We start from the raw sequence: 20,582 nt of genomic DNA, 5'->3' as shown, positions 1-20,582 counted from the left end.
GTTATTAATGAAGATTAGAGAATGCTGTACCGAACTTTCTTTATGATGATAAACTAATAGATAATTTTGTAGGTAAAACTATTGAATATTCCTAAATTTTAAATCGTATATTTGCTAATAACAAGTCAAATAATGATTTATATGCAAGACATATTTACATCACAAAGTTTTATTTCATATCACTATACAGATATAAATGCTTTGATACACATTTTAGGGAAAGACTATATTACATTAAGAGCCACAAATTGTTTGTATCTTAATGATTCTCGTGAAATTAAAGAAGGCATAGATTCTGTAAAAAGAGTTGCAAATGTTGAACTCCAAGAAGGGGCTTTTAGAAATTATTATGTGACATCATTTTCTGATTCGGATGATGAACTTTCAATGTGGGGAATGTATGCAGCTAATGGGACTGGTTGTGCTATCGGCTTTGATATGAATGAAGTACAAAAATATTATGGGATATTAGCACGTTGCACTTATGGTGCTAACAAAATTGACCAAAACTTGAGTGGTTTCATGAATCTATACAAAAATGGATCAAAAGTCTTTTTCCCAAATAGTCCGGAAAGCAAGGCGCCTGTCGAAAAATTAGAATTTGACGATATCGCAAAGAATAATCTATATTTGACTATATGTTTAGGATCTAAACATGAATCGTTTCGTAATGAACGTGAGGTTAGATGTGTGTATTATAACGGAAATCAAACAAATGTTTGTTTCAGAGAGAAAAATGGTATTATTGTACCATATGTAAATTTACGTATGCCAAAATCTGTTTTAAAAAAGATTATCATAGGGCCAACCAATAACTCTCAACTTAGTTTGCAATCAAGTATCCATTTTTTAGCTATAAATGGATATGATTACAAGAATATAGAAGTTCGTGTTTCAAAAATCCCATATCGTGGGTAGTTAGCATTTATAGAACTGAATAGTTCTTAGAATTTCGCCCTTTTCATCCTATAATGTCCAGCCCCAAGATTTTGGATTGGAAAGAGGGATTATATCCTCCAACCTTTCCTGCGTCGTGGCGTTTGCTCATCCTGATCGACCTTTTTCTCTTGCCGGGATTGAATAGGCGGCACTTGCTTTACGGTTAGTTTCTCGTTTTGTTTCGGTTTTCTGGGATCGTTCCATGATTCTTTATAGGTGGTATCGGTCGGATTTTCTTTCCAGAGGAACGGCCTCGCGGTTTGTCCGATTCCGTACCACTTTACGAGGGCACGGGCAACGTATCCCGCTTCGATCAGGGTTTTGTCCATTTCCCGCATTTCGTACTTTCCGAACTTTATCCAGTTGTCTGGGGCTTGTTTGAATACCCATCCGTGTTTTAGCCTGTCGTCCATCACGAGATAACCCGAAAAAACGGTTTCATCGCCTCGTTTCATGTTTTCGATATAAACGTACTGGCCGTCCCTGATTTTCCGGACGTGTTCGTCGGTAAGCTGCACCCCGAAAACAAGAGGATTGTTACTGATCTTTCGCTCGGACAGGATTTCGTGGGTAAGTATGTCGGGGCCGTTCTCCTGCGCAAAAGGCCGAAAACAAACGGTGCGTTCGTAACCGTTCTTTCGGTAGGTAAACGTGAATCCCTGCGGAGAATACAATTTGTCCTGCTGTTGCGGCGTCAGCTTCCGGCCTTCGATCTGGGTAATGCGCGTATCCGGAATATCCGGTATATCCAGTGTGTCCGGCATAGGTGTTGGTATCGGTGTTGGTATCGGTATCTGCATCCGGAATACGGGATCGCACTCCGGTTTCTGTTCCTGCCCTTCGGCCCGGTTATCCGGTTCTTCCGTGTCCGGCCCTACATGGGGTTCTATGATGCTGTCTTTTATAAACTCCTTCCACTTTTTTTCGAAGGCTTCGTGTTTTTCCAGCCTGCGGCGTTCGGCGGCTTCCTTTCGCTGCCGGGCTTTGCGTTGGCGTTGTTCCTCGGCCTTTTGTTTTCGCTCCGCTTCGGCTTTGTTCTGTTCGACGGTTTTGGTCAGGTTGGCATAGCTGAATTTCCGGTCTACCTGCGAGGCTTTGAACGTGATGCCGTCGCAGGTAAAAGTCAGTCCCTGCACCTCCTTTCCCGGATCGCCGCCCCGGTGTACGAACGTCGTTGCGATTCCCTGCCGTTCCAGTTCTTCGGCCAACGCCTCGACGGACTGCATGCGGGGCAATACGTCTTTGATCGCTTCGTAAATCGCATACTTGACCTGATCGGGCCCGTGCAGTTTTTCGACATCGACGTTTTTTTTGCCTTCCGAAAAAGTCAGCGCGTATTTTTGTTTCATGGCCTTGCAGACCGCCACGTTCCGGATTCGCTCGTTATGCTTGCGGACGAGCTTCGCATCGTACTTTACCCGGTTGTAGATAATATGCAGGTGCGGATGTTCGGTATCGCCGTGCCGCACGACGATATACTGCGTATCGGTTATGTTCATCCGCTGCATATACTCCCCGGCCAACTGCCGCATCAGATCGTCGGTCAGCCTCGGCGCATCGTCCGCATGGAACGACAACGAGACATGCCCCACGACCTCGGCCTTTTCGGGCCGGGCTTTGCGCTGGAAATTGAAGCTGCGGATCGCTTCCCGCGTATCGGACGTATTCACGCCGTCCGACGAAAGAAGCCGCGCGTCGGGTTTGTTCATCACGTACCCGACCGCGCCTTTGAAACTCTTTCCGGTTACTATTTTACCGATCATGGAAATATCCTTTTATCCGTTTTACCACACCGTCGTAAAAATCCAACAGTCCGACCAACCGGGGTACGACTCCGGCAACGCTTTTTTCGGAGTTTGCGATCCGTGCCAGTTGATTCAGATTGTTCCCCTGCCGGGCGAGTTCGGCGATTGCCGTGAGCACTTCGGGCGGAACGCGCCGGGGCGGTCGTCCGGTCAGCACTTTTTCCCGGCAGTAAGTCGCCAGATCGACGCCCGCCGCTTTTGCTTCGTTTTGCAGTCGGCGTTTCACGTCCGGCGTAACGTGGAATTTGACTTCTTCGGAACGTTTTTGGGCCTTGCCTACGGGCGGTCTGCCGCCTTTGTTCCTACCCTCTGTCATCGCGTCCGGTGTTTAGAGACAAACTAAAGGAACGGTGGCGACAGCCGGAATTGCGGTCGAGCGACCGAGCGTAGCGACGGGAGCCGTCCGCCGATGTCGCAGACATCGAAAGTCCCGAATCCCCTGCGACCGACGGAAGCGGGGGATGGTTCGTCGTGCGACCGCAGGGAGCGCGCCGAACGGGACAGCCCCGCAGGGCAAGGTTGCCCGGAAGTGTCCGAGAAGCTCCCGGCTGGGAGTTTCGAGGGCCTCCGGGTACAACCTTGCTTCCTCCGGTTTCGGGAGCGTTCGATGCCGGGGCGTCAGCCCTGCTCACGGCACGCCGAAGCCGCCCCGCTTGTTGCGCCGCGCAGAGTCGGCGCGAACAAAGGGCGGCGAGTGCGGGACGTGCGGCATCGGTGCTCCCGCCGGAGAACGGGCGGTAGCGGAACGGGATTCAGTAGCCCGAAACGGACCAGGTGTGAAGATCGGGATTCAGAGCAGGGGCTTGCGCTGCCCTTCATGCCGGAACGCGGGAAGCGTCGGCGGGGAAATAAAGTTGCATCGGCATAAGATTGCGTTTTAGGTTTCAGCAAAGATACGAACGTACCGAGCGGATTATTTCGCCCCGCACCCGGTACGGACACGATTGCTGCCGGACGCTTTATCTTTCCGATCCGGCAGGCAAACAAGGATGCGAACGGCAAAACCGCCGGAAATAACCGGAAACAGTCGGAAGGGGTAAACAATCCGCCGATTCGCGCGCTTTATTTGTACGGACGAACGGAAACAGGGGTACACGGCGAATACGGCATGCGAGGCGAAACGGCGTGCGTGTAGTCGGACGCTACACGACTACACACGGGCAAACGCGCCGACACAACACACGGATGTCCGTTTGCAAAGATTTCCGGATAGCCGGAAAGATGGTTAGATACTTAGCTATTTAGCTATCCGAATAGCTTGTTACCGATCTATTTAAACGGTTGATTCCGGGGGGCGATTCGTTTTTTTCGGAATTCAATTCGGTCAATTCCGGACAAAACGTGACTTTACACGACACGGGGGAGCGGATGCGGCGGGTATGCGGAAAACCGGCTTATATTGGCCGCGCGGACGGCCCCGAACGGTCTGGAAGGGACTACGGGGGACAGGGTGTACTAAGCGAACGCAAGAACGGTTACTATTGTAACGGGCGGAAGCCTTACATAAATTACTTATTTATTCACTTAAAACTTTAAATTATGAATGCAATCTGCATCGACGAGAAGGTATGAATAGCCCTCGTCAGGAAACTGGAATCGCTGTCGGCGCAGGCGCGGCAGTTGGAACGCAAATACGCTCCGGGGACGGACAGTAGCTGAATCGACTCTCAGGATGTGTGCTTCATGCTGGACATCGGCAAACGGACGCTGCAAACCTACCGCGAAAGGGGGATCATTCCCTTTTCCAGCGTGGGCGGCAAATACTTCTACAAAGAGGCGGACGTGGCGGCCTATCTGGAATCGAAAACCAAACGGAAGAAAGCGTAAACGATGGCATTGGATTATCTGACGATGGACAGCGACGAAGTGCGGCAAGCCTTCGCGCTGATCGGCGAGGCCGAACGGGCTATGAAAACGGCGGCGGACAACTACACGCCGTCGATCCGCAAAGAACGTTACCTCAGCGGGGGCGAGGTGTGCCAGTATCTGCACCTTTCGCCCCGGACGCTCCAGACGCTCCGCGACACGCGGCAGATCCCTTACACGGCGGTCAGCGGGCGGGTGTTCCTCTATCCCGAAGCGGGAATACGGGAAGTGTTGAAACAGAACTACCGATCAAACAAGGAGCGGTAAACAAACGAAACGGCGGACTTTTCAGTCCGCCGTTTCTTATTTCGTTCTAATCTCCTTGAAAAAATCTTCAAAAGAAATCTGATAGAATTTACATAACTCGGATAAAGAACTCATTGTAATATTAGAATTTCCCGATTCTATGCGCCCTATATGTATCTTAGTTTGTCGGTAAACTTCTGCTTGCGTCAATTTTTTCACACTTCGCAACTCTTTCAGCTTTTTCGCCACTTGGGTCATCAAGAATTCATTATGTCTTTGATTATTCATAATTTTATTCTTTATGGATTAGGCATGCCTTTAAAGAAATCTTCCAATGATATGTTATAATAATCGCAAAGATCGGCAAGCGTACTCAACGTAATATTATACTCTCCCCGTTCGACCATATCCATGTCTATTCCGGTATGAATATAAACTTTCTGTTGTGACAGATTTTCGTTTTCACGCAGATCGACAAGCTTTTTCGCGATCATCCCGAGTAATATGTCATTGCGTCTTTGCTTTCTCATATAACAAAGAACCTGAATAATGACATATTCTACTTTCATGTATTTGTCATTGAAATTTATTTTATATATATTTGCTTTTGATAACGGAGTAGGTCTGCGATAACAGACTTCATTAATAAAAAACAAAAAATTATGTTACTTTTGTATTTGAATAACACTACATAGCGGCATTGATCGCATTATAAATAAGGTAAACAACTCTTCATACTTTTGGCAAACTTTGGGGCCTCTTCGGAGGTTGTTTGAATCGGGTATAAAAGTTGTCAGTCCTCGTTATGTTCTACCCGAAAACGGGTAGGACTAACTTGGGCGCAGGACAGCTTCCGATTCAAGGTTCCCAAAGACCTGCCAAAAGGAGCTGACACCGCGCCTTCTTTTTTTATCCCTGCACAAGACAAATCTGTTCTGCAACGGCGGTATCGTGGGCGCATATTTTCCAACCTATTTAAATTCTGCATCCATGCCTGTGCAAATACAAGACATTATCGCTAAGCGGTTCGCCGTCATTCGGCATCTTCAACCTTTCGATCGCATCTTAAAATGAGAAGCCGTGAAAAGAACGACCAATGCAAATTGGAAGCGGCTCTACAAGATGATCGAACATTCGGAACTTTTATTGATCCCGCGCGGACAGTGGCTTTTACCGGACACCGTTCCTATAAAATATATGCCTCGGCACGCGGAGAGAACCGCCGCCGGGTACAGCAGATCGTTATCGCCCGCACCGAACGGGCCGTGCGGCTACTGTGCGCTCAGGGGTACGACACATTCCTGTGCGGCATGGCGATGGGCTTCGACCTCTGGGCGGCGTGGGCCGTGCTGTCGGTAAAAGCGGACTTTCCCGGTGTGCGGCTGATCGCCGTTATGCCGTTCCGGGGACAGGAAGTGAAGTACCCGGATTCAGACAAAAGACTATACTACGAGATCATGGACGAAACGGATCACAGCATTTGCCTGTACGACCGCTATACGTCCAACCGGGATTATATCGACCGCAACCGGGCGATGCTCGACCACGCCTCGATGCTGGTTTGTTACTTCAACGGCGAATCCGGCGGCACGGCCAGTACGGTTTTCGATGCCCGGAACCGGGAAATGCAAATACTGAATATCTGCGGACACCGGGCCGCCCGCCGGTATAACCACAATGTAAACGACCGGCTGATTACCGAAATTATGAAGATCAGATAAACGCCAGAACACTCATTTTATATAAAAAATTATGAAAACAAAAAAAACACAATTCAAAGGTTCGTCGGTCGCTGTCGCTTATTATAAACGAAGCGTCGCATTTTTTAGGAACCACGATGTTACGACCGTCGGATATGGCTACATTCCCGACGATTTGCTGCTGGCATGGGTCGCGCCCGATCCGCAGCAATTACTTTCCGACATGGCCCACGGGAAGGCCGATCCGGACAGCACCCTGCCGTTCGCCGTTTATTCGTGCGCCTACGGTTATCACGACCAGATTTATGCCGCCAAGCTCAAAGACGATTCGTACCGGACACCCTCCGAAAAGATCATCGAAGATTTCTTTCTGTTTCAGGAAACCCTGCATTATATCGTGGAGCTGCAGAAGCGGAATTATTTTTTCATACCGCTTCCTATTCTGCATTTCAAAGCCCTGCCCGAAATGCTCCCGCTGCTAAGAGAGGCCGTTCAAAGACTCGGCATTTTACAGCTATAAAGCCGCCGGGATGGAAAGGATGTGCAGGAATCTGCGGACGCTTCCCGCTGAGCCGGGTTGGAAACATTGTCGGAACGATTCGTAAATACCATACGATACGGCGTAACGAACCGTAGGCGTTCAATAAAAAAGCGGGGGCTTCGGGGATCGCCAAAAATCCCGGAAGCCCCCGCTTTTTTATTGCCCTGACCGCGTGCAGTTTATACTCTTTTACGGTCGGTTCATCAGGTTGCCTATTTTCATCATTTCACGGCTGATGTTGTTCTCCGAAATCTTCGCGTAATGCCGCGTCATATTCGTATTGGTGTGGCCGAGGATTTTGGCGATGACGTCGATCGGCATCCCATATTCGATAGCGAGGCAGGCGAATGTGTGTCGGGCGCAATGCGTCGTCAGGTTCTTGTCGATGTTGCAGATCACGGTCAGTTCCTTCAGGTAACTGTTCATCTTCTGGTTGCTCGGCACGGGCAGTAGCTTGCCCTTGGCCTGCAATTCCGTGTCGTGCTCGTATTTCTTTAGTAATTCGACCGGGTAGGAGAGTAGCGGTATACGGCTCATTACGGCGGTCTTTTCGCGGGGTTTGTGAATCCAGACCGTTCCTTTGTCATCGGTCGAAAGATGTTCTTTCCGCAGATGATCCACGTCGGTAAAGGCCAGTCCTGTCAGGCAACAGAATACGAACACGTCGCGGATGCGTTCCAAACGTTCGTTGGGCATCTGTTTTCGGATCAGCGTATCGAGTTCCGTTTTGGTCAGGTGGTCTTTCGCTTTGTTGTGCTGCTCTTTCAACTTGTAGTGCTGAAACGGATTCTTTTCGATCCATTCGTTCCGCTGGCAATAGAGCATGAAGTTTTTCATGCAATCCAACAGATTGACGGCTCCGTTGTGATGGCAGTTATGCGCCGTTTGCAGGAACGTGTTGAAGGCGTCGATATACTCGTAACTTACCTGTTCCAACGAAATATCCTCTTTGCCGTATTGCGCTTGCGTGTATTCCCGTAAATAGCGGAGTAGGCGATGGTATTTGTTCGCCGTGAGTTGGGTAATGCGGACGCCGACCTCTTTCTGCCGTTTGTCGCAATACTTGTCCAGTTCGGCCAGAAACATCCGCATCCCGGAATGAGGGTTGTCGAGGCGTTGTTTGATGGCAAAACAGTTCGGTTCCCGGCCTTCCCTGATGAGTTGGTCGTAAGCGGCCAGAATATTGGCCCGGTAACTGGCTACGATGTCGTTGATCTGCTGCGATACCTGATCGCGGAACAGCGAGCGTTCGGCCCGTTGGTTCCACTTCTGCGGTTCGATCTGGCACTGGGTGTAAATCTCGGTCGATACGCCCTGCGTGGTAATGCGGGCGTAGATCGGGGCCTTTCCTTTTCGGGTAACTTTCGTTTTCTTGCAAAAGAAAACGACGCTGAACGTTTTTCTTTCCATACTGCTGCGGTTTTAGGTTTGTAAAACTACGTTTGCAGCATAGAAATGCAACGGTATAAGATTCAGCAGGACAGCGAAATAGTCGCTATTCGTGACCTATTTCCGGTTCGGGCCTAATAGGTCACGATTAAGGCTATGCGAACCTGCTTTTTCCTGCTTTCCCTTTCAGGGGACTAAAAAGAAAAAATCCTTACATATCATTGATACATAAGGATTTTTCTGTCTTTTGCAGCCTCTTTATCAAGGCTTTAAGAGCGGAAAACGAGACTCGAACTCGCGACCCTCAGCTTGGGAAGCTGATGCTCTACCAACTGAGCTATTTCCGCATTGAGCGTTGCAAATATCCGTTTTTTTATCCGTTTTAGCAAGTATTTTCAGACAAAAACAACGCATTTTCTCAAAAAACGGCAACCCGGCTGTCGGCATCCCCGTTTACGAACCGTCGGCGCCGGTACGGACAGCCCGGAAGAAACCGCTTTTCCCGGAGCGAAACGTCAATCCATTTTCAGCACGGCGAGGAACGCTTCCTGCGGAACTTCTACGTTACCGACTTGGCGCATCCGCTTCTTCCCCTTTTTCTGCTTTTCGAGCAGTTTGCGCTTGCGGCTGATATCGCCGCCGTAACACTTGGCCGTCACATCCTTGCGAACCGCTTTGACCGTCTCGCGGGCGATGATCTTAGCGCCAATGGCAGCCTGTATAGCGATATCGAACTGTTGACGCGGAATCAACTCTTTGAGCTTCTCGCACATCCTTCGGCCGAAATCGTAAGCATGATCGACGTAGGTCAGCGACGACAGCGCGTCGACCGGCTCGCCGTTCAGCAGAATGTCGAGTTTGGCCAGCTTGCTCGGTTTGTAACCGGTCTGGTGATAATCGAACGATGCGTAACCGCGCGAAATGCTTTTCAACTTATCGTAAAAATCGAACACGATTTCGGCCAGCGGCATGTCGAAATTAACCTCGACACGATCCTGCGTGATGAAAACCTGGTTGAGCAGCGTTCCCCGCTTGTCGATACAGAGTTTGATAACGCTGCCGAGAAACTCGGCTTTCGTAATGATCTGAGCGAGAATATAGGGCTCTTCGATCGAACTGATCAGCGTAGGTTCGGGCAGCCCCGACGGATTGTGCACATCGATCACTTCGCCCTTACTGGTATGCACCTTGTACGACACGTTCGGCACGGTCGTGATGACGTCCATATTGAATTCGCGATACAGACGCTCCTGAATAATCTCCATATGCAGCAACCCCAGGAAACCGCAGCGGAAACCGAACCCGAGGGCCAGCGACGATTCGGGCTCGTAAGTCAGCGAGGCGTCGTTCAAGTTCAGTTTTTCGAGCGAAGCGCGCAGATCTTCGTACTGGTCGGTCTCGACCGGGTAGAGTCCCGCAAAAACCATCGGTTTCACATCCTCGAACCCGGCGATGGCTTCCTTGCACGGATTGGCAATCGCAGTGATCGTATCGCCGACCTTGACGTCGGCAGAGGTTTTGATCCCGGAAATAATATATCCCACGTCGCCGGTACTCATCATGTCGCGCGGAGCCATCTTGAGTTTCAGTACGCCCACTTCGTCGGCCGAATATTCGCTGCCGGTATTGAACAGCTTGACACGCTCGCCCTTGCGCAGCGAGCCGTTGAAAATCCGATAATAGGCGATGATGCCTCGAAACGGATTGAACACCGAGTCGAAAATCAGCGCCTGCAGCGGAGCCTGCGGATCGCCTTGCGGAGCCGGAATACGCTCGATAATGGCTCCGAGCACCTCTTCGACGCCCTGTCCGGTCTTGCCCGAAGCGGCCAGAATGCTGTCGGGATCGCACCCGAGCAGGTCGACGATCTGGTCCTTCACCTCGTCGACCATCGCAGCGTCCATGTCGATCTTATTCAGCACCGGAATAATCTCCAGATCGTGCTCCAGCGCAAGATACAGGTTCGAAATGGTCTGAGCCTGAATCCCCTGCGTAGCATCGACCACCAGCAACGCCCCCTCGCACGATGCGATCGCACGCGATACCTCGTACGAGAAATCGACGTGCCCCGGAGTATCGATCAGGTTCAGCACGTACTTCTCGCCCCGATAGGCATACTCCATCTGGATCGCATGGCTCTTGATGGTGATCCCCTTCTCCCGCTCCAGTTCCATATCGTCGAGCACCTGCGCCTGCAACTCGCGCGCGGTCAGCGTCTTGGTCATCTCCAGCAAACGGTCCGCCAACGTGCTTTTACCGTGGTCGATATGGGCTATGATACAAAAATTCCGGATATTCTTCATACATTCTTTTTAAAGCTACGCAAAGTTAGTTATTTTTGCGAATCCTGAAAAAAACACCCTTATGATTCGTCCGCAAACCGTTTCCCGATACGCCTCGATGGTCAAGTTCAGCCATACGATTTTCGCCATGCCGTTCGCGCTGGTCGGCTACGCCTATGCGCTGCAAACGACCGATGCGGAATTTTCGCTGCTGCTGCTCGTAAAGGTACTGCTGGCAATGGTGTTCGCCCGCAACACGGCGATGGGATTCAACCGGTATGCCGACCGGCGGATCGACGCGCTGAACCCGCGCACCCGCAACCGGGAGATCCCGGCGGGCGTGATCACCCCGCGCCGGGCGCTGATCTTCGTGATCGTCAACGCGGCGCTGTTCCTGGCCGTCGCGCTGTGGATCAACCGGCTGGCTTTTTTCCTCTCGCCGGCAGCACTGCTGGTGCTGATCGGATACAGTTTTACAAAACGTTTTACGGCCTGGTGTCACATCGTGCTGGGCGTCGCGCTCGGAATCGCTCCGGTGGGCGCTTACATCGCGGTAACGGGCGAAATAGCCGTCTTCCCCGTCCTGCTGACCGGACTGGTCATCACCTGGTGCGGCGGGTTCGACGTGATCTACGCCCTGCAGGACGTCGAGTTCGACCGCAGTCATTCGCTGCACTCGATCCCGGCGCGTTTCGGCGTACGGGGAGGCATCCTGATCAGCATTCTGCTGCACCTGATCAGCGTTTACGCGGTCGTCGTCGCCGGACTGTATTACGGGGGCGGCACGCTGTACTGGATCGGCGCGGGACTGTTCGTCGGATTGCTGATCTTCCAACACCTGCTGGTGTCTCCGAAGAACCTCTCCCGGATCGGTCTGGCATTCGGAACGACGAACGGCATTGCCAGCGTCTGCTACGCCGCTTTCACGATCGCCGACCTGTGTTTCTAAAACGCTTCTGCCGGAAACATACGCCGGCCGACGGCAAATAAACGAGCCGGCCGGACAAAACCTGTCCGTTCCGAGAACTCCCGAACGAAAGGATCGTCCGCGCCTTTCCCGTAGAACCGCCGCATTCCGATCTTCCCCGGCAAGTCTATGGGCAGAGATATCTGCAAAGGAGAAAAAACCGATGCAACGCATATCCCACCTCCGCGGCCCGACCTTTGTTTCCCGAGTATCCCCCCGAACGAACCTACAAAAAACGAGGCGGGAAGCCGTATCGACTTCCCGCCCGTTTCTATATGATTATTCTTCTTTATCGCAGCGAAATCTCGCTGGAACCGATCATATGCCCGTCGGTATAGATCTTGACCTGGTATTTCCCGCTGGTAATCCCCGGCCCGTTATAGAAGAGACTTACATTCAGATCATTGTTCTGGTAATCTACCGAACGCATCGCCGAATAGGTGATCGAACTGCCTTCGAAATCGAACAGCGCGTTGCTGCCGTTCACCAGCGGATAGCCGTCGGGGCCGATGATCTGCGTATAAACGTTCCGCTCGCCCGGCGTGGAGAGTTCGTTGCCTACCAGCACCAGATCGACCCGGAGCCGTTCCGCGCGGTTCGCACGCGACACTTCGCGGTCGGACTTACTGAGCGCCACGAGGCGTATGTCGCGCGCCCGGATTACGGAACCCTGCCGCACCTTCGTCGACAACTCCTGCGATTTCTCCTCGGCCGACTCGGCGCGCAGGCGGTAATCCAGGATTTTCTTTCGGATCGAGCTGTTTTCGCTGACCAACTTTTTATTGATCGTATTGAGCGAGTCGATCTGACGGATGTACCCGGTCATCACCTCGCGCATATAGGTCATTTTTTTCTCGTATTCGCGGATTTTCGCATAGCTCAGACGGCGCTCCTTCTGCAGGGTCTGCAACAGCGAATCGGCTTTCTGCCGTTCGCCCTCGTAATGAACCGAAAGCGTATCGTTCAGCGTTTTCAACGTGTCGTAATCGTTCAGCAGCGAAGTGAGCTGACTGGTCAGCGTATCCCGTTCGATGGCGAAATCCTCTTGCATCTGCTTGACCTGCATAAAGTAGATCGCCGACAGCGCCACCAGGATCACCGCCATGATGATAATCATGATCTTCAATCCTTTGACCGACTTGTTCGGGCCGCCGCCGTCGTATCCAGGATCGTAATTGTTGTTGTAATCGTAATTCGGGCCTCCGTAGTTCTGGTTGCCATAGTTTTGGTTACCGTAGTTCTGATTCCCGTAACCCTGGTTATTGTACGGCTGCTGTTGATTGTAATCTTCCATAACGTCAAAAGATATCTTTCAGTTGCAAATATAATAACTTTTTAATTTATTTTGCTATCCAGCGGGTATTTAAGATTTTCGTACTTCAGCAGCCGCGCCCGGATCGAACCGACGCGGATCGGCGACTCGACGTAAACCGGAATCCGGTTGCGGTCGTCGGTGATCCACAGCGTGAACTCGTTGCCGTCCTCGAACGACTCGCCGGTCGAAGTGGCCATCTGGCAGCGGAACTTCAGCGTCCGGAATTTCCCGGTACCGCGGACATTCTTGTTCTCGCGTCCGAGCAACTTGTAACGGATCACGCGGATCGTATCCTCCAGTACAAGGTTCATCGTCCCGGCTCCGCCGGCCTTCTCCAACTCGCTCAGATCCGACCCGCGCAGATTGAAAAAAAGCGCCAGCGCATCGTAACTGCCGTCGATGAGCTTCAGTTGTTTGTGGTTGCTGTTCTCGTTCTTATGGTTCCGGAAGGTATTGTTCACCACGTATTGATCCCAATCGTAAACAAAACTGCTGGAATAGCGGTACTTGCCTTCGCGGATCTCGGTCTGCAACTCCAGCGGACGCAGCGTTACGGAATCCAGAATACTGACATACTGATCGTTCAAATCGAAAAACCAACGGTAAAACGGATAGGTCTTGCCGAGCGCATCGACCTGAAAAGCCTGCTGCCCCTTGTAATCCTTCGAAGACGTGGCGATAATCACTTCGGCCACGTCGGTCATCACGAACGACACTTTGTAACTCACCGCATATTCCAACCGTTCGCCGTCGCCGAACGCCCTGCCGTCGAACGCATCCTGCGCCCGAAGTTGAACGGCCATCGCTACGGCCGACACAAACAGATAAAAAAATCGTCTCATAACATTTTCCCCACGGTTCAATTCTCCGTAACCGGATCCGCAATCACCCGACTGCGCGTATTCCGTCCTAAAAATAACGGATAATCGCGCCGAAAGTTATGAAATCATGCTGAAATCCGTCTCTTTTTTCGAAACATATTTTGCCGCCAATTCGCATAACAGCTTGTTTTGCGGCTTCGCAAGCTCAGGATCGTCGGCCAGCACCCGTTCGGCCGCATCGCGCGCCAACGTCAGGATCTGCCCGTCCTTACCCAGCGACGCTATCTTCAAATCAAAGGCCAAACCGCTTTGCAGCGTCCCGGAAAGATCGCCGGGACCGCGCAATTGCAAGTCCATCTCGGCCAATTCGAAACCGTCCGTCGTCCGCACCATCGCCGCGAGCCGCTTGCGCGAATCGGACGATAGTTTGTCGCCGCTCATCAGAATGCAGTACGACTGTTCGCCGCCGCGTCCGACACGCCCGCGCAACTGGTGCAACTGCGACAGTCCGAACCGCTCGGCGCTCTCGATCACCATGATCGACGCATTGGGCACGTCGACGCCGACCTCGATCACCGACGTGGCGATCATGATGTGCGCGACGCCCTGCTTGAACAGGTTCATGCCGTAGTCCTTGTCGGCCGGCTTCATCTTGCCGTGCACGACCACCGTCACGTACTCCGGCGGCGGGAACGCCTGCGTAATACCGGCATAACCGTCCTCAAGGTCTTTATAATCCATTTTTTCGGATTCCTTGATCAGCGGATAGACGATGTAGACCTGACGGCCTTTCTTAATCTCGTTGCGGATGAAACCGAACACCTGCAACCGGTGCGCATCGCGGTAGTGCAGCGTCCGGATCGGCTTGCGGCCCGGCGGCAGTTCGTCGATCACCGACACGTCCAGGTCGCCGTACAACGTCATCGCCAGCGTACGCGGGATCGGCGTGGCGGTCATTACCAGCACGTGCGGCGGCCGGCGGTTTTTGTTCCACAGCCGCGCCCGCTGCTCGACGCCGAAACGGTGTTGCTCGTCGATCACCACGAACCCGAGGTTTTTGAACTGCACCGTATCCTCGATCAGCGCATGGGTCCCGACCAGAATATGCACGTCGCCGGAAAGCAGGTCTTCGGCCAACGCCGTCCGCTCGCTTTTCCGGGTCGATCCGGTCAGCAACTCCACCCGCACGCCGAGTCCGTCGAGCATCCGCGACAGCGTGGCATGATGCTGCGTCGCGAGGATCTCGGTCGGCGCCATCAGGCAGGCCTGAAAACCGTTGTCGCATGCCAGAAGCATACTCATCAGCGCGACGAGCGTTTTGCCGCTGCCCACGTCGCCCTGCAGCAACCGGTTCATCTGGTGGCCGGTGACGGTATCCTGCCGGATTTCGCGGATTACCCGCTTCTGCGCTCCGGTCAGCGGGAACGGCAGTTTTTCGTTGTAAAAACCGTTAAAAAAGCGACCGACCGCCGGAAACAGAAACCCGTCGTTACGGGCTTTCCGACCGCGTTGCTCACGGAGTATATTCAGTTGGATGCCGAACAGTTCTTCGAACTTCAGCCGGTATTCGGCCGCCCGCAACGCCTGCTGCGAAGTCGGAAAATGGATGTTGTACAGCGCGTCGCGCAACGGCACCAACCCGTAACGGCTCATCACGTCCCCGGGCAGCGTCTCGCGCAGATGTCCCTCGACCTGCGGCCACAGATTGCACATCAGCGTATAGATCGCCTTCGTGCCCAGTTGCCCGTTGTTCAGCTTTTCGGTCGTACTGTACACTCCCTGCACTTCGGCATGGAAACGGTTCGCCTGTTCGAGCACGGATTCCACCTCGGGATGCACGAGGTTCAGCGCGCCGTTGAAAAAAGCGGGCCGTCCGAAAATAATGTATTCGCGCCCCGCTTCGAGCCGTTTTTCGATCCAGTTGATCCCTTTGAACCACACCAGTTCGGCCGTACCGCTACCGTCGGCAACGACGGCGATAAAACGCTTCTTCGGCCCGGAACCTACATGCTGGAAACCGGTGATGCGTGCCCGGAGTTGGATATAAGTCAGCGAATCGTCGGCGATCTCGCCGATGCGCCAGATGCGGCTGCGGTCGATGTAACGGAACGGAAAGTAGTAGAGCAGGTCGCCGAGCGTGCGGATACCGAGCTCCTTTTGCAGCAGCAGGGCGCGCCGCTCCCCCACTCCGGTGAGAAACTTGACGTCGTTGTCGAGAATATAACCCATCTTCCGTCGCGAATTTGGATCAAAGATACCGAATCTGCGGCAGAGTTTCGTAACTTTGCGAAAAATTTAAACGCTCCATGGAGAAATTTTGCGATTCGCTGACCCGGTACAGCCGGCGGGAAACCGTTGCCGTTCAGATAGGAAACACCGCTATCGGAGGCGACAACCCGATCCGTATCCAGTCGATGACCAATACCGACACGAACGACACCGCCGCTTCGGTCGCGCAGACCGAACGGATCGCCGCCGCCGGCGGCGAAATCGTACGCCTGACGGCGCAGGGCCGCCGCGAGGCCGAAAACCTCGGCGCCATCCGCGCCGAACTCGACCGGCGCGGATGCCGTGTTCCGCTGGTGGCCGACATCCATTTTCTGCCGTCGGCGGCGCTCGTCGCGGCGGAGCATGTCGAGAAAATACGGATCAACCCCGGCAACTTCAACGACAAGGGCGGTCAGTTCGACGAACTGCTGGCCATCTGCAAAAGACGGGGAGCCGCGCTGCGTATCGGCGTCAACCACGGTTCGCTGGCCCCGGCCGTCATGGAGCGCTACGGCGATACGCCCGAGGGAATGGTCGCCTCGGCGATGGAATTCTTACGCCGCTGCCGCGCGGCGGCGTTCGACCGGGTGGTGCTATCGGTCAAATCGAGCAACGTCCGCGTGATGGTGCAGGCCTACCGGATGTTGGCGGCGGCCATGCGCGCCGAGGAGATGCGCTATCCGCTGCACCTGGGCGTCACCGAAGCGGGCAACGACCGCGAAGGACGGATCAAGTCGGCTGCGGGCATCGGCGCGCTGCTGGCCGACGGGCTCGGCGACACGATCCGCGTTTCGCTGACCGAAGCCCCCGAACGCGAGATTCCGGTGGCGCGGATGCTGGCGGACTATTTCGCCGGCCGCGAAAACCATGCGCCGATCCCTGCCGTAGACGAATCCCTGTATTCGCCTTACAGCTACCGCAAACGCCCGTCCGAAAAAATCGGCGGTATCGGCGGCGACGCACAGGTTGCGATCTGGAGCGAAATCCCGGCCGCCGTCCGCGAAACGCTGTTCGAAGCCGATATCCGGACGGTCGACCGGATTCCCCGGGGACGCATCGTGCTGCTGAAAACAAACAACCTCAACGGCATCGCCGAGCAGCGGGCCGCGCTGCTGACGATGGCCGGACGCGGGCTGACCAACCCGGTCATTATCCAACGCACGTACGACGAAAGCGATCCGGAAGTTTTACAAATCAAAGCGGCGGCCGATCTCGGCCCGCTGTTCCTGGACGGATTCGGCGACGCCATTCGGATCGAGAACTTCAATCCGGCCATCCCGCAAAGCGAAATCGACGCACTGAGCCTCGACATCTTGCAAACGGCGCGGGTACGCATTTCGAAACCCGAATACATCGCCTGCCCGAGCTGCGGACGGACATTATACAACATCGAAAAAACGCTGGCCGCGATCAAAGCGCGCACCGGACACCTGGTCGGCGTGAAGATCGGCGTGATGGGGTGCATCGTCAACGGACCCGGCGAAATGGCCGACGCCGACTACGGTTACGTAGGCTCCGGCCCCGGACGGATCACGCTGTACAAAGGCCGCGAAGTGGTACGCCGCAACATCCCCGAAGAGCAGGCCATCGACGCGCTGCTCGAACTGATCGAGAAGTCGCAAATGGAACGTTGATTCCCCCTTACTTTTTTTGCGGCTCGAAGACTTTGAACAAAACGCGGTCCTTGCGCAGGGCCGCCTGTTTTACTTTATCAGCAAAAGATTTCATATTATCGGGAAACTGCTTACAGTCGAGCAATTCGACACACCGGTCGAACCTGCCGATTTCGCGGCACAATTCGGCTTTGAAAAGACGGTCTTTGTCCCGCGTCGAATCAAGTTCGTCGATAAATTTCGACGCATAAAGAACAAATACATTGCGTAACCGATCGTACGAAGCCTTATCTCCGCTGCGGAGAAAATCGTTATAAGTATGCCAGATACCCCAGTAAGCTATTTTTTTGTCCCCGATCAACGGAAACGCTCTTACCCACTGACTAAAACTAAGCGCTTTCGTATACTCTTTTTCGACCTTGTCGGCCTGCTGCTGTGAAAGCTCACGATGGTTGTCTTTCGGATAGAAAAACTCTCCGCAGGCCGGCCACTGCACAAACGACGGCAGCATCGGCGCATCGAGCTTCCCATCCGACCATAGCGTCGAATTAAACGTATTGTCCGAACTCCAACTAATTTCGCACCAAATACGACCGCACTTCGGACATTTGACGAATCTATCGGCGTCGTAAATGGTAGCATACGCGTCGCTACGCACCTTCAACGACAAAAGCAATCCGATAAATCCCCAGGCAAAATAACTTTTTCGCAATCGTGCTCATCGGGATCTATTCTTAGGCTAGTGCTTCGATGCCAGCTTTCCGCTCAAGCTCCCGCGTAGATCAGAAACCCGAGCCCGATGATAAACAGCACGAACATCCAGGCATTCAGTCGGTCGGACGCTTTCGGAGCGCCTTTGAACTCTTTCCAGACCAGGATACCCCACATGGCGGAGACCAGCGTGGCTCCCTGCCCCAGTCCATAGGAAATCGCAGCCCCGGCCTGTTCCGAAGCGATCATGCTGAACGACTGACCGACGCACCAGATCACACCGCCCAAGATACCGACCAGGTGCGTCTTCGCACTGCCCCGGAAATAGCCGCCGATCGAGATCGGCTCGCCCTCGACCGGACGTTTCATCGCAATCGTATTGAAGATAAAGTTGCTGGCGAACACTCCCACGGCAAAGACGAATACGGCCGTATAGGGCGTCAGCTTCCCGGGAGCCGGATCGGCAAAATTCGTAAGATCCATCGACGCCGCGACGAAACGGTAAAAGAAAGCCATGATTACGCCCGCTGCGATCGAAATCCCGATCCCCTTGGCGGGAACCTTCTTCGAGCCGGTCAGCATTTTCCGGTAGGCCAGTCCGTTCAGTACGATGGCTACGACGATCAGCGCCACCCCGATGAAAATGAACAACGGCGCGCCCTTCGCGGCCCCGAAATAGTTGACCAGCACGCCGAGCACCAAAGCCAGCCCGATCCCGACCGGGAACGCCACCGACAGTCCGCAGATCGCGATAGCCGCCGCCAGCAGAATATTCGCCGCATTGAACACCACGCCGCCGAGCAGCGCGCTACCGATATTGCTCCAGTCGGCCTGCGCCAGATCGGGCAGGAAACTGCGCCCTTCGGAGCCGACGCTACCGAGCGTAAAAGCCGACAGGATCGAAAACAGCAGCAACCCGATCACATAGTCCCAGTAAAAATATTCGTAACGCCAGGTTTTGGCGGCCAGTTTCTGCGTATTTCCCCACGATCCCCAGCAGATCATCGTGACGACGCAGAAAATCACGGCCAACGTGTAATTGTTTACGATATACATAATTTCGTTTTTAAAAGTTCGACATGCTACGGAACGAAACGATCGACTTCGCTGCGATACGGAATCGACGACTGCGCCCCCATGCGAGTCACCGAAATCGCCGATGCGCGGCTTGCGAAACGCACGGCTTCCTCAAGGCTTTTGCCTTCGGACAGCGCGACGACCAGCGCCCCGTTGAATACGTCCCCGGCTGCCGTCGTATCGACCGCCCGCACTTTCTGCGCCGGAACCGTTTCGTCGAACCGGTCGTTACAGATATACGCCCCGCGCGAACCGAGCGTGATAATCACGTTCTGCACGCCCATCGCCCGTATCCTGCGGGCCGCTTCGGCTTCGGTCTCGGCATTGTGGATCCGGATACCCGTAATGATCTCGGCCTCGGTTTCATTCGGCGTAATCAGGTAAAGACTTTTGAGCAATTGCGGCGACAGCGCAGCGCCGGGAGCCGGATTGAGCACCGTCCGCTTACCGCGTTTGGCGGCTTCGGCGGCTACGTATTCGATCGTCGTCATCGGCGTTTCGAGCTGCATCAGCACGATATCGCAATCATCCAACGCCGTTTCGGCCTTGGCCACGTCCAGCGGCAGCAAATTCGCATTGGCCCCGGAAGCCACGACGATCGTATTTTCGGCGCGGCTGTCGACAGAAATCAACGCCACCCCCGACGGATTATGATCGTCGATGAACACGAAACGGGTATCGATGCCCTCCTGAGCCAACTGCTGGCGGGTGGTGATGCCGAACATGTCGTTGCCGGTCTTGCAAACGAAAATCACGTCGGCCCCGAGCCGGGCCGCCGCAACGGCCTGGTTGGCCCCTTTGCCGCCGGGATTCATCAAAAAAGTTCCGCCGAGTACGGTTTCCCCCGGCCGCGGCAGGTGTTCGGTTCTGACCACCATATCGGTATTGGTACTGCCGACCACCAGAATTTTTCCTTTTCTTAACCCATTCATCGCGACACTATTTTAGATTGATTTGATAAAGTTAAACTCTATTTTCCGAAAAAGCAACCCGGACGCCGAATATTTAAACTCCCAAAAAACGGACCGATTGCAAAAAGCGA

19 protein-coding genes and 1 tRNA gene are annotated in these 20,582 nt (G+C 53.6%); 7 read left to right on the top strand and 13 right to left on the bottom strand.

From position 1 onward, the window contains the following. Positions 1–141: 141 nt before the first annotated feature. Positions 142–918: a DUF2971 domain-containing protein gene (locus C1A08_RS12740; RefSeq protein ID WP_180951585.1), complete on the top strand. Its 777-nt coding sequence runs from the start codon at positions 142–144 to the stop codon at positions 916–918. 89 nt (positions 919–1,007) lie between these two features. On the opposite strand, the gene C1A08_RS12735 is transcribed toward C1A08_RS12740, so the two are convergent. Next, on the bottom strand, positions 1,008–2,702 hold the full coding sequence (locus C1A08_RS12735) for a relaxase/mobilization nuclease domain-containing protein (RefSeq protein ID WP_101573982.1): 1,695 nt from the start codon (positions 2,700–2,702) through the stop codon (positions 1,008–1,010). After that, a complete protein-coding gene (locus C1A08_RS12730) occupies positions 2,692–3,060 on the bottom strand; it encodes a plasmid mobilization protein (RefSeq protein WP_101573980.1) in 369 nt (122 codons plus the stop codon). The genes C1A08_RS12735 and C1A08_RS12730 overlap by 11 nt, the downstream gene beginning before the upstream one ends. Positions 3,061–4,403: 1,343 nt before the next feature. Here C1A08_RS12730 and C1A08_RS12725 point away from each other — a divergent pair. Together C1A08_RS12725 and C1A08_RS12720 are read left to right on the top strand one after the other, a co-directional pair. Beyond that, positions 4,404–4,571, top strand: a complete 168-nt coding sequence (locus tag C1A08_RS12725) for a helix-turn-helix domain-containing protein (protein WP_101573978.1) — start codon at positions 4,404–4,406, stop codon at positions 4,569–4,571. A 3-nt stretch (positions 4,572–4,574) separates the two neighbouring features. Then, positions 4,575–4,877: a helix-turn-helix domain-containing protein gene (locus C1A08_RS12720; protein WP_101573976.1), complete on the top strand. Its 303-nt coding sequence runs from the start codon at positions 4,575–4,577 to the stop codon at positions 4,875–4,877. A 36-nt stretch (positions 4,878–4,913) separates the two neighbouring features. Here C1A08_RS12720 and C1A08_RS12715 read toward each other — a convergent pair whose 3' ends face one another. Both C1A08_RS12715 and C1A08_RS12710 read right to left on the bottom strand, forming a co-directional pair. Next, positions 4,914–5,114, bottom strand: coding sequence for a helix-turn-helix domain-containing protein (locus C1A08_RS12715; RefSeq protein ID WP_257937134.1), 201 nt, complete (start codon positions 5,112–5,114; stop codon positions 4,914–4,916). A 41-nt stretch (positions 5,115–5,155) separates the two neighbouring features. Beyond that, positions 5,156–5,425 (bottom strand): helix-turn-helix domain-containing protein, encoded by a 270-nt coding sequence (locus C1A08_RS12710; protein ID WP_257937132.1) that lies wholly within the window; start codon positions 5,423–5,425, stop codon positions 5,156–5,158. A gap of 501 nt (positions 5,426–5,926) precedes the next feature. On the opposite strand from C1A08_RS12710, the gene C1A08_RS12705 reads away from it, so the two are divergent. Beyond that, positions 5,927–6,577 carry an SLOG family protein gene (locus C1A08_RS12705; RefSeq protein WP_101573972.1) on the top strand — a complete coding sequence of 217 codons (651 nt, stop codon included), beginning with the start codon at positions 5,927–5,929 and terminating at the stop codon, positions 6,575–6,577. Between the two features lie 31 nt (positions 6,578–6,608). Continuing rightward, positions 6,609–7,076 carry a hypothetical protein gene (locus tag C1A08_RS12700; protein ID WP_101573970.1) on the top strand — a complete coding sequence of 156 codons (468 nt, stop codon included), beginning with the start codon at positions 6,609–6,611 and terminating at the stop codon, positions 7,074–7,076. Between the two features lie 210 nt (positions 7,077–7,286). On the opposite strand, the gene C1A08_RS12695 is transcribed toward C1A08_RS12700, so the two are convergent. From C1A08_RS12695 to lepA, 3 genes are all read right to left on the bottom strand, one after another. Next, the gene (locus C1A08_RS12695) at positions 7,287–8,507 is read right to left on the bottom strand and encodes a site-specific integrase (protein WP_101573967.1); all 1,221 of its coding nucleotides are present in this window, start codon (positions 8,505–8,507) and stop codon (positions 7,287–7,289) included. A gap of 253 nt (positions 8,508–8,760) precedes the next feature. Continuing rightward, positions 8,761–8,833 (bottom strand) — tRNA-Gly (locus tag C1A08_RS12690). Positions 8,834–9,001: 168 nt separating this feature from the next. After that, on the bottom strand, positions 9,002–10,789 hold the full coding sequence (gene lepA, locus C1A08_RS12685) for a translation elongation factor 4 (RefSeq protein ID WP_101573965.1): 1,788 nt from the start codon (positions 10,787–10,789) through the stop codon (positions 9,002–9,004). A 61-nt stretch (positions 10,790–10,850) separates the two neighbouring features. Here lepA and C1A08_RS12680 point away from each other — a divergent pair, with 61 nt between their 5' ends. Beyond that, positions 10,851–11,717 carry a UbiA-like polyprenyltransferase gene (locus C1A08_RS12680; protein ID WP_055205101.1) on the top strand — a complete coding sequence of 289 codons (867 nt, stop codon included), beginning with the start codon at positions 10,851–10,853 and terminating at the stop codon, positions 11,715–11,717. A 307-nt stretch (positions 11,718–12,024) separates the two neighbouring features. Here C1A08_RS12680 and C1A08_RS12675 read toward each other — a convergent pair whose 3' ends face one another. From C1A08_RS12675 to recG, 3 genes are all read right to left on the bottom strand, one after another. Next, positions 12,025–13,029: a hypothetical protein gene (locus tag C1A08_RS12675; RefSeq protein ID WP_055205100.1), complete on the bottom strand. Its 1,005-nt coding sequence runs from the start codon at positions 13,027–13,029 to the stop codon at positions 12,025–12,027. Positions 13,030–13,070: 41 nt separating this feature from the next. After that, a complete protein-coding gene (locus C1A08_RS12670; protein WP_070103329.1) occupies positions 13,071–13,892 on the bottom strand; it encodes a DUF3108 domain-containing protein in 822 nt (273 codons plus the stop codon). A 96-nt stretch (positions 13,893–13,988) separates the two neighbouring features. Next, positions 13,989–16,100, bottom strand: coding sequence for an ATP-dependent DNA helicase RecG (recG, locus tag C1A08_RS12665; protein WP_101573963.1), 2,112 nt, complete (start codon positions 16,098–16,100; stop codon positions 13,989–13,991). Between the two features lie 77 nt (positions 16,101–16,177). Between recG and ispG the strand changes: the two genes are divergently transcribed. Continuing rightward, positions 16,178–17,773 (top strand): (E)-4-hydroxy-3-methylbut-2-enyl-diphosphate synthase, encoded by a 1,596-nt coding sequence (gene ispG / locus C1A08_RS12660; RefSeq protein ID WP_101573961.1) that lies wholly within the window; start codon positions 16,178–16,180, stop codon positions 17,771–17,773. A gap of 7 nt (positions 17,774–17,780) precedes the next feature. On the opposite strand, the gene C1A08_RS12655 is transcribed toward ispG, so the two are convergent. Genes C1A08_RS12655 through rbsK form a run of 3 tightly spaced genes read right to left on the bottom strand, consistent with a single transcriptional unit; the run spans position 17,781 to position 20,472 of the window. Continuing rightward, positions 17,781–18,464 (bottom strand): hypothetical protein, encoded by a 684-nt coding sequence (locus C1A08_RS12655; RefSeq protein ID WP_101573959.1) that lies wholly within the window; start codon positions 18,462–18,464, stop codon positions 17,781–17,783. A 53-nt stretch (positions 18,465–18,517) separates the two neighbouring features. Continuing rightward, the gene (locus C1A08_RS12650; protein ID WP_101573957.1) at positions 18,518–19,519 is read right to left on the bottom strand and encodes a GRP family sugar transporter; all 1,002 of its coding nucleotides are present in this window, start codon (positions 19,517–19,519) and stop codon (positions 18,518–18,520) included. A 26-nt stretch (positions 19,520–19,545) separates the two neighbouring features. Further along, entirely contained in the window at positions 19,546–20,472 is a 927-nt protein-coding gene (gene rbsK / locus C1A08_RS12645) for a ribokinase (protein ID WP_101573955.1), read from the bottom strand. Positions 20,473–20,582: the final 110 nt, after the last annotated feature.

The organism is Alistipes sp. cv1, assembly GCF_900240235.1.
In the GTDB taxonomy this organism is placed as follows: Bacteria; Bacteroidota; Bacteroidia; order Bacteroidales; family Rikenellaceae; genus Alistipes_A; species Alistipes_A hominis.
The sequence above is the reverse complement of the archived record's forward strand: the minus strand, read 5'-3'. Positions and strand labels throughout refer to the sequence as shown.

Bases quoted from the DNA above. Each gene is read 5' to 3' on its own strand.
- C1A08_RS12740 (WP_180951585.1), top strand. From the start codon at position 142: ATGCAAGACATATTTACATCACAAAGTTTTATTTCATATCACTATACA.
- C1A08_RS12735 (WP_101573982.1), bottom strand. From the start codon at position 2,702: ATGATCGGTAAAATAGTAACCGGAAAGAGTTTCAAAGGCGCGGTCGGG.
- C1A08_RS12730 (WP_101573980.1), bottom strand. From the start codon at position 3,060: ATGACAGAGGGTAGGAACAAAGGCGGCAGACCGCCCGTAGGCAAGGCC.
- C1A08_RS12720 (WP_101573976.1), top strand. From the start codon at position 4,575: ATGGCATTGGATTATCTGACGATGGACAGCGACGAAGTGCGGCAAGCC.
- C1A08_RS12715 (WP_257937134.1), bottom strand. From the start codon at position 5,114: ATGACCCAAGTGGCGAAAAAGCTGAAAGAGTTGCGAAGTGTGAAAAAA.
- C1A08_RS12710 (WP_257937132.1), bottom strand. From the start codon at position 5,425: ATGAAAGTAGAATATGTCATTATTCAGGTTCTTTGTTATATGAGAAAG.
- C1A08_RS12705 (WP_101573972.1), top strand. From the start codon at position 5,927: ATGAGAAGCCGTGAAAAGAACGACCAATGCAAATTGGAAGCGGCTCTA.
- C1A08_RS12700 (WP_101573970.1), top strand. From the start codon at position 6,609: ATGAAAACAAAAAAAACACAATTCAAAGGTTCGTCGGTCGCTGTCGCT.
- C1A08_RS12695 (WP_101573967.1), bottom strand. From the start codon at position 8,507: ATGGAAAGAAAAACGTTCAGCGTCGTTTTCTTTTGCAAGAAAACGAAA.
- lepA (WP_101573965.1), bottom strand. From the start codon at position 10,789: ATGAAGAATATCCGGAATTTTTGTATCATAGCCCATATCGACCACGGT.
- C1A08_RS12680 (WP_055205101.1), top strand. From the start codon at position 10,851: ATGATTCGTCCGCAAACCGTTTCCCGATACGCCTCGATGGTCAAGTTC.
- C1A08_RS12675 (WP_055205100.1), bottom strand. From the start codon at position 13,029: ATGGAAGATTACAATCAACAGCAGCCGTACAATAACCAGGGTTACGGG.
- C1A08_RS12670 (WP_070103329.1), bottom strand. From the start codon at position 13,892: ATGAGACGATTTTTTTATCTGTTTGTGTCGGCCGTAGCGATGGCCGTT.
- recG (WP_101573963.1), bottom strand. From the start codon at position 16,100: ATGGGTTATATTCTCGACAACGACGTCAAGTTTCTCACCGGAGTGGGG.
- ispG (WP_101573961.1), top strand. From the start codon at position 16,178: ATGGAGAAATTTTGCGATTCGCTGACCCGGTACAGCCGGCGGGAAACC.
- C1A08_RS12650 (WP_101573957.1), bottom strand. From the start codon at position 19,519: ATGTATATCGTAAACAATTACACGTTGGCCGTGATTTTCTGCGTCGTC.
- rbsK (WP_101573955.1), bottom strand. From the start codon at position 20,472: ATGAATGGGTTAAGAAAAGGAAAAATTCTGGTGGTCGGCAGTACCAAT.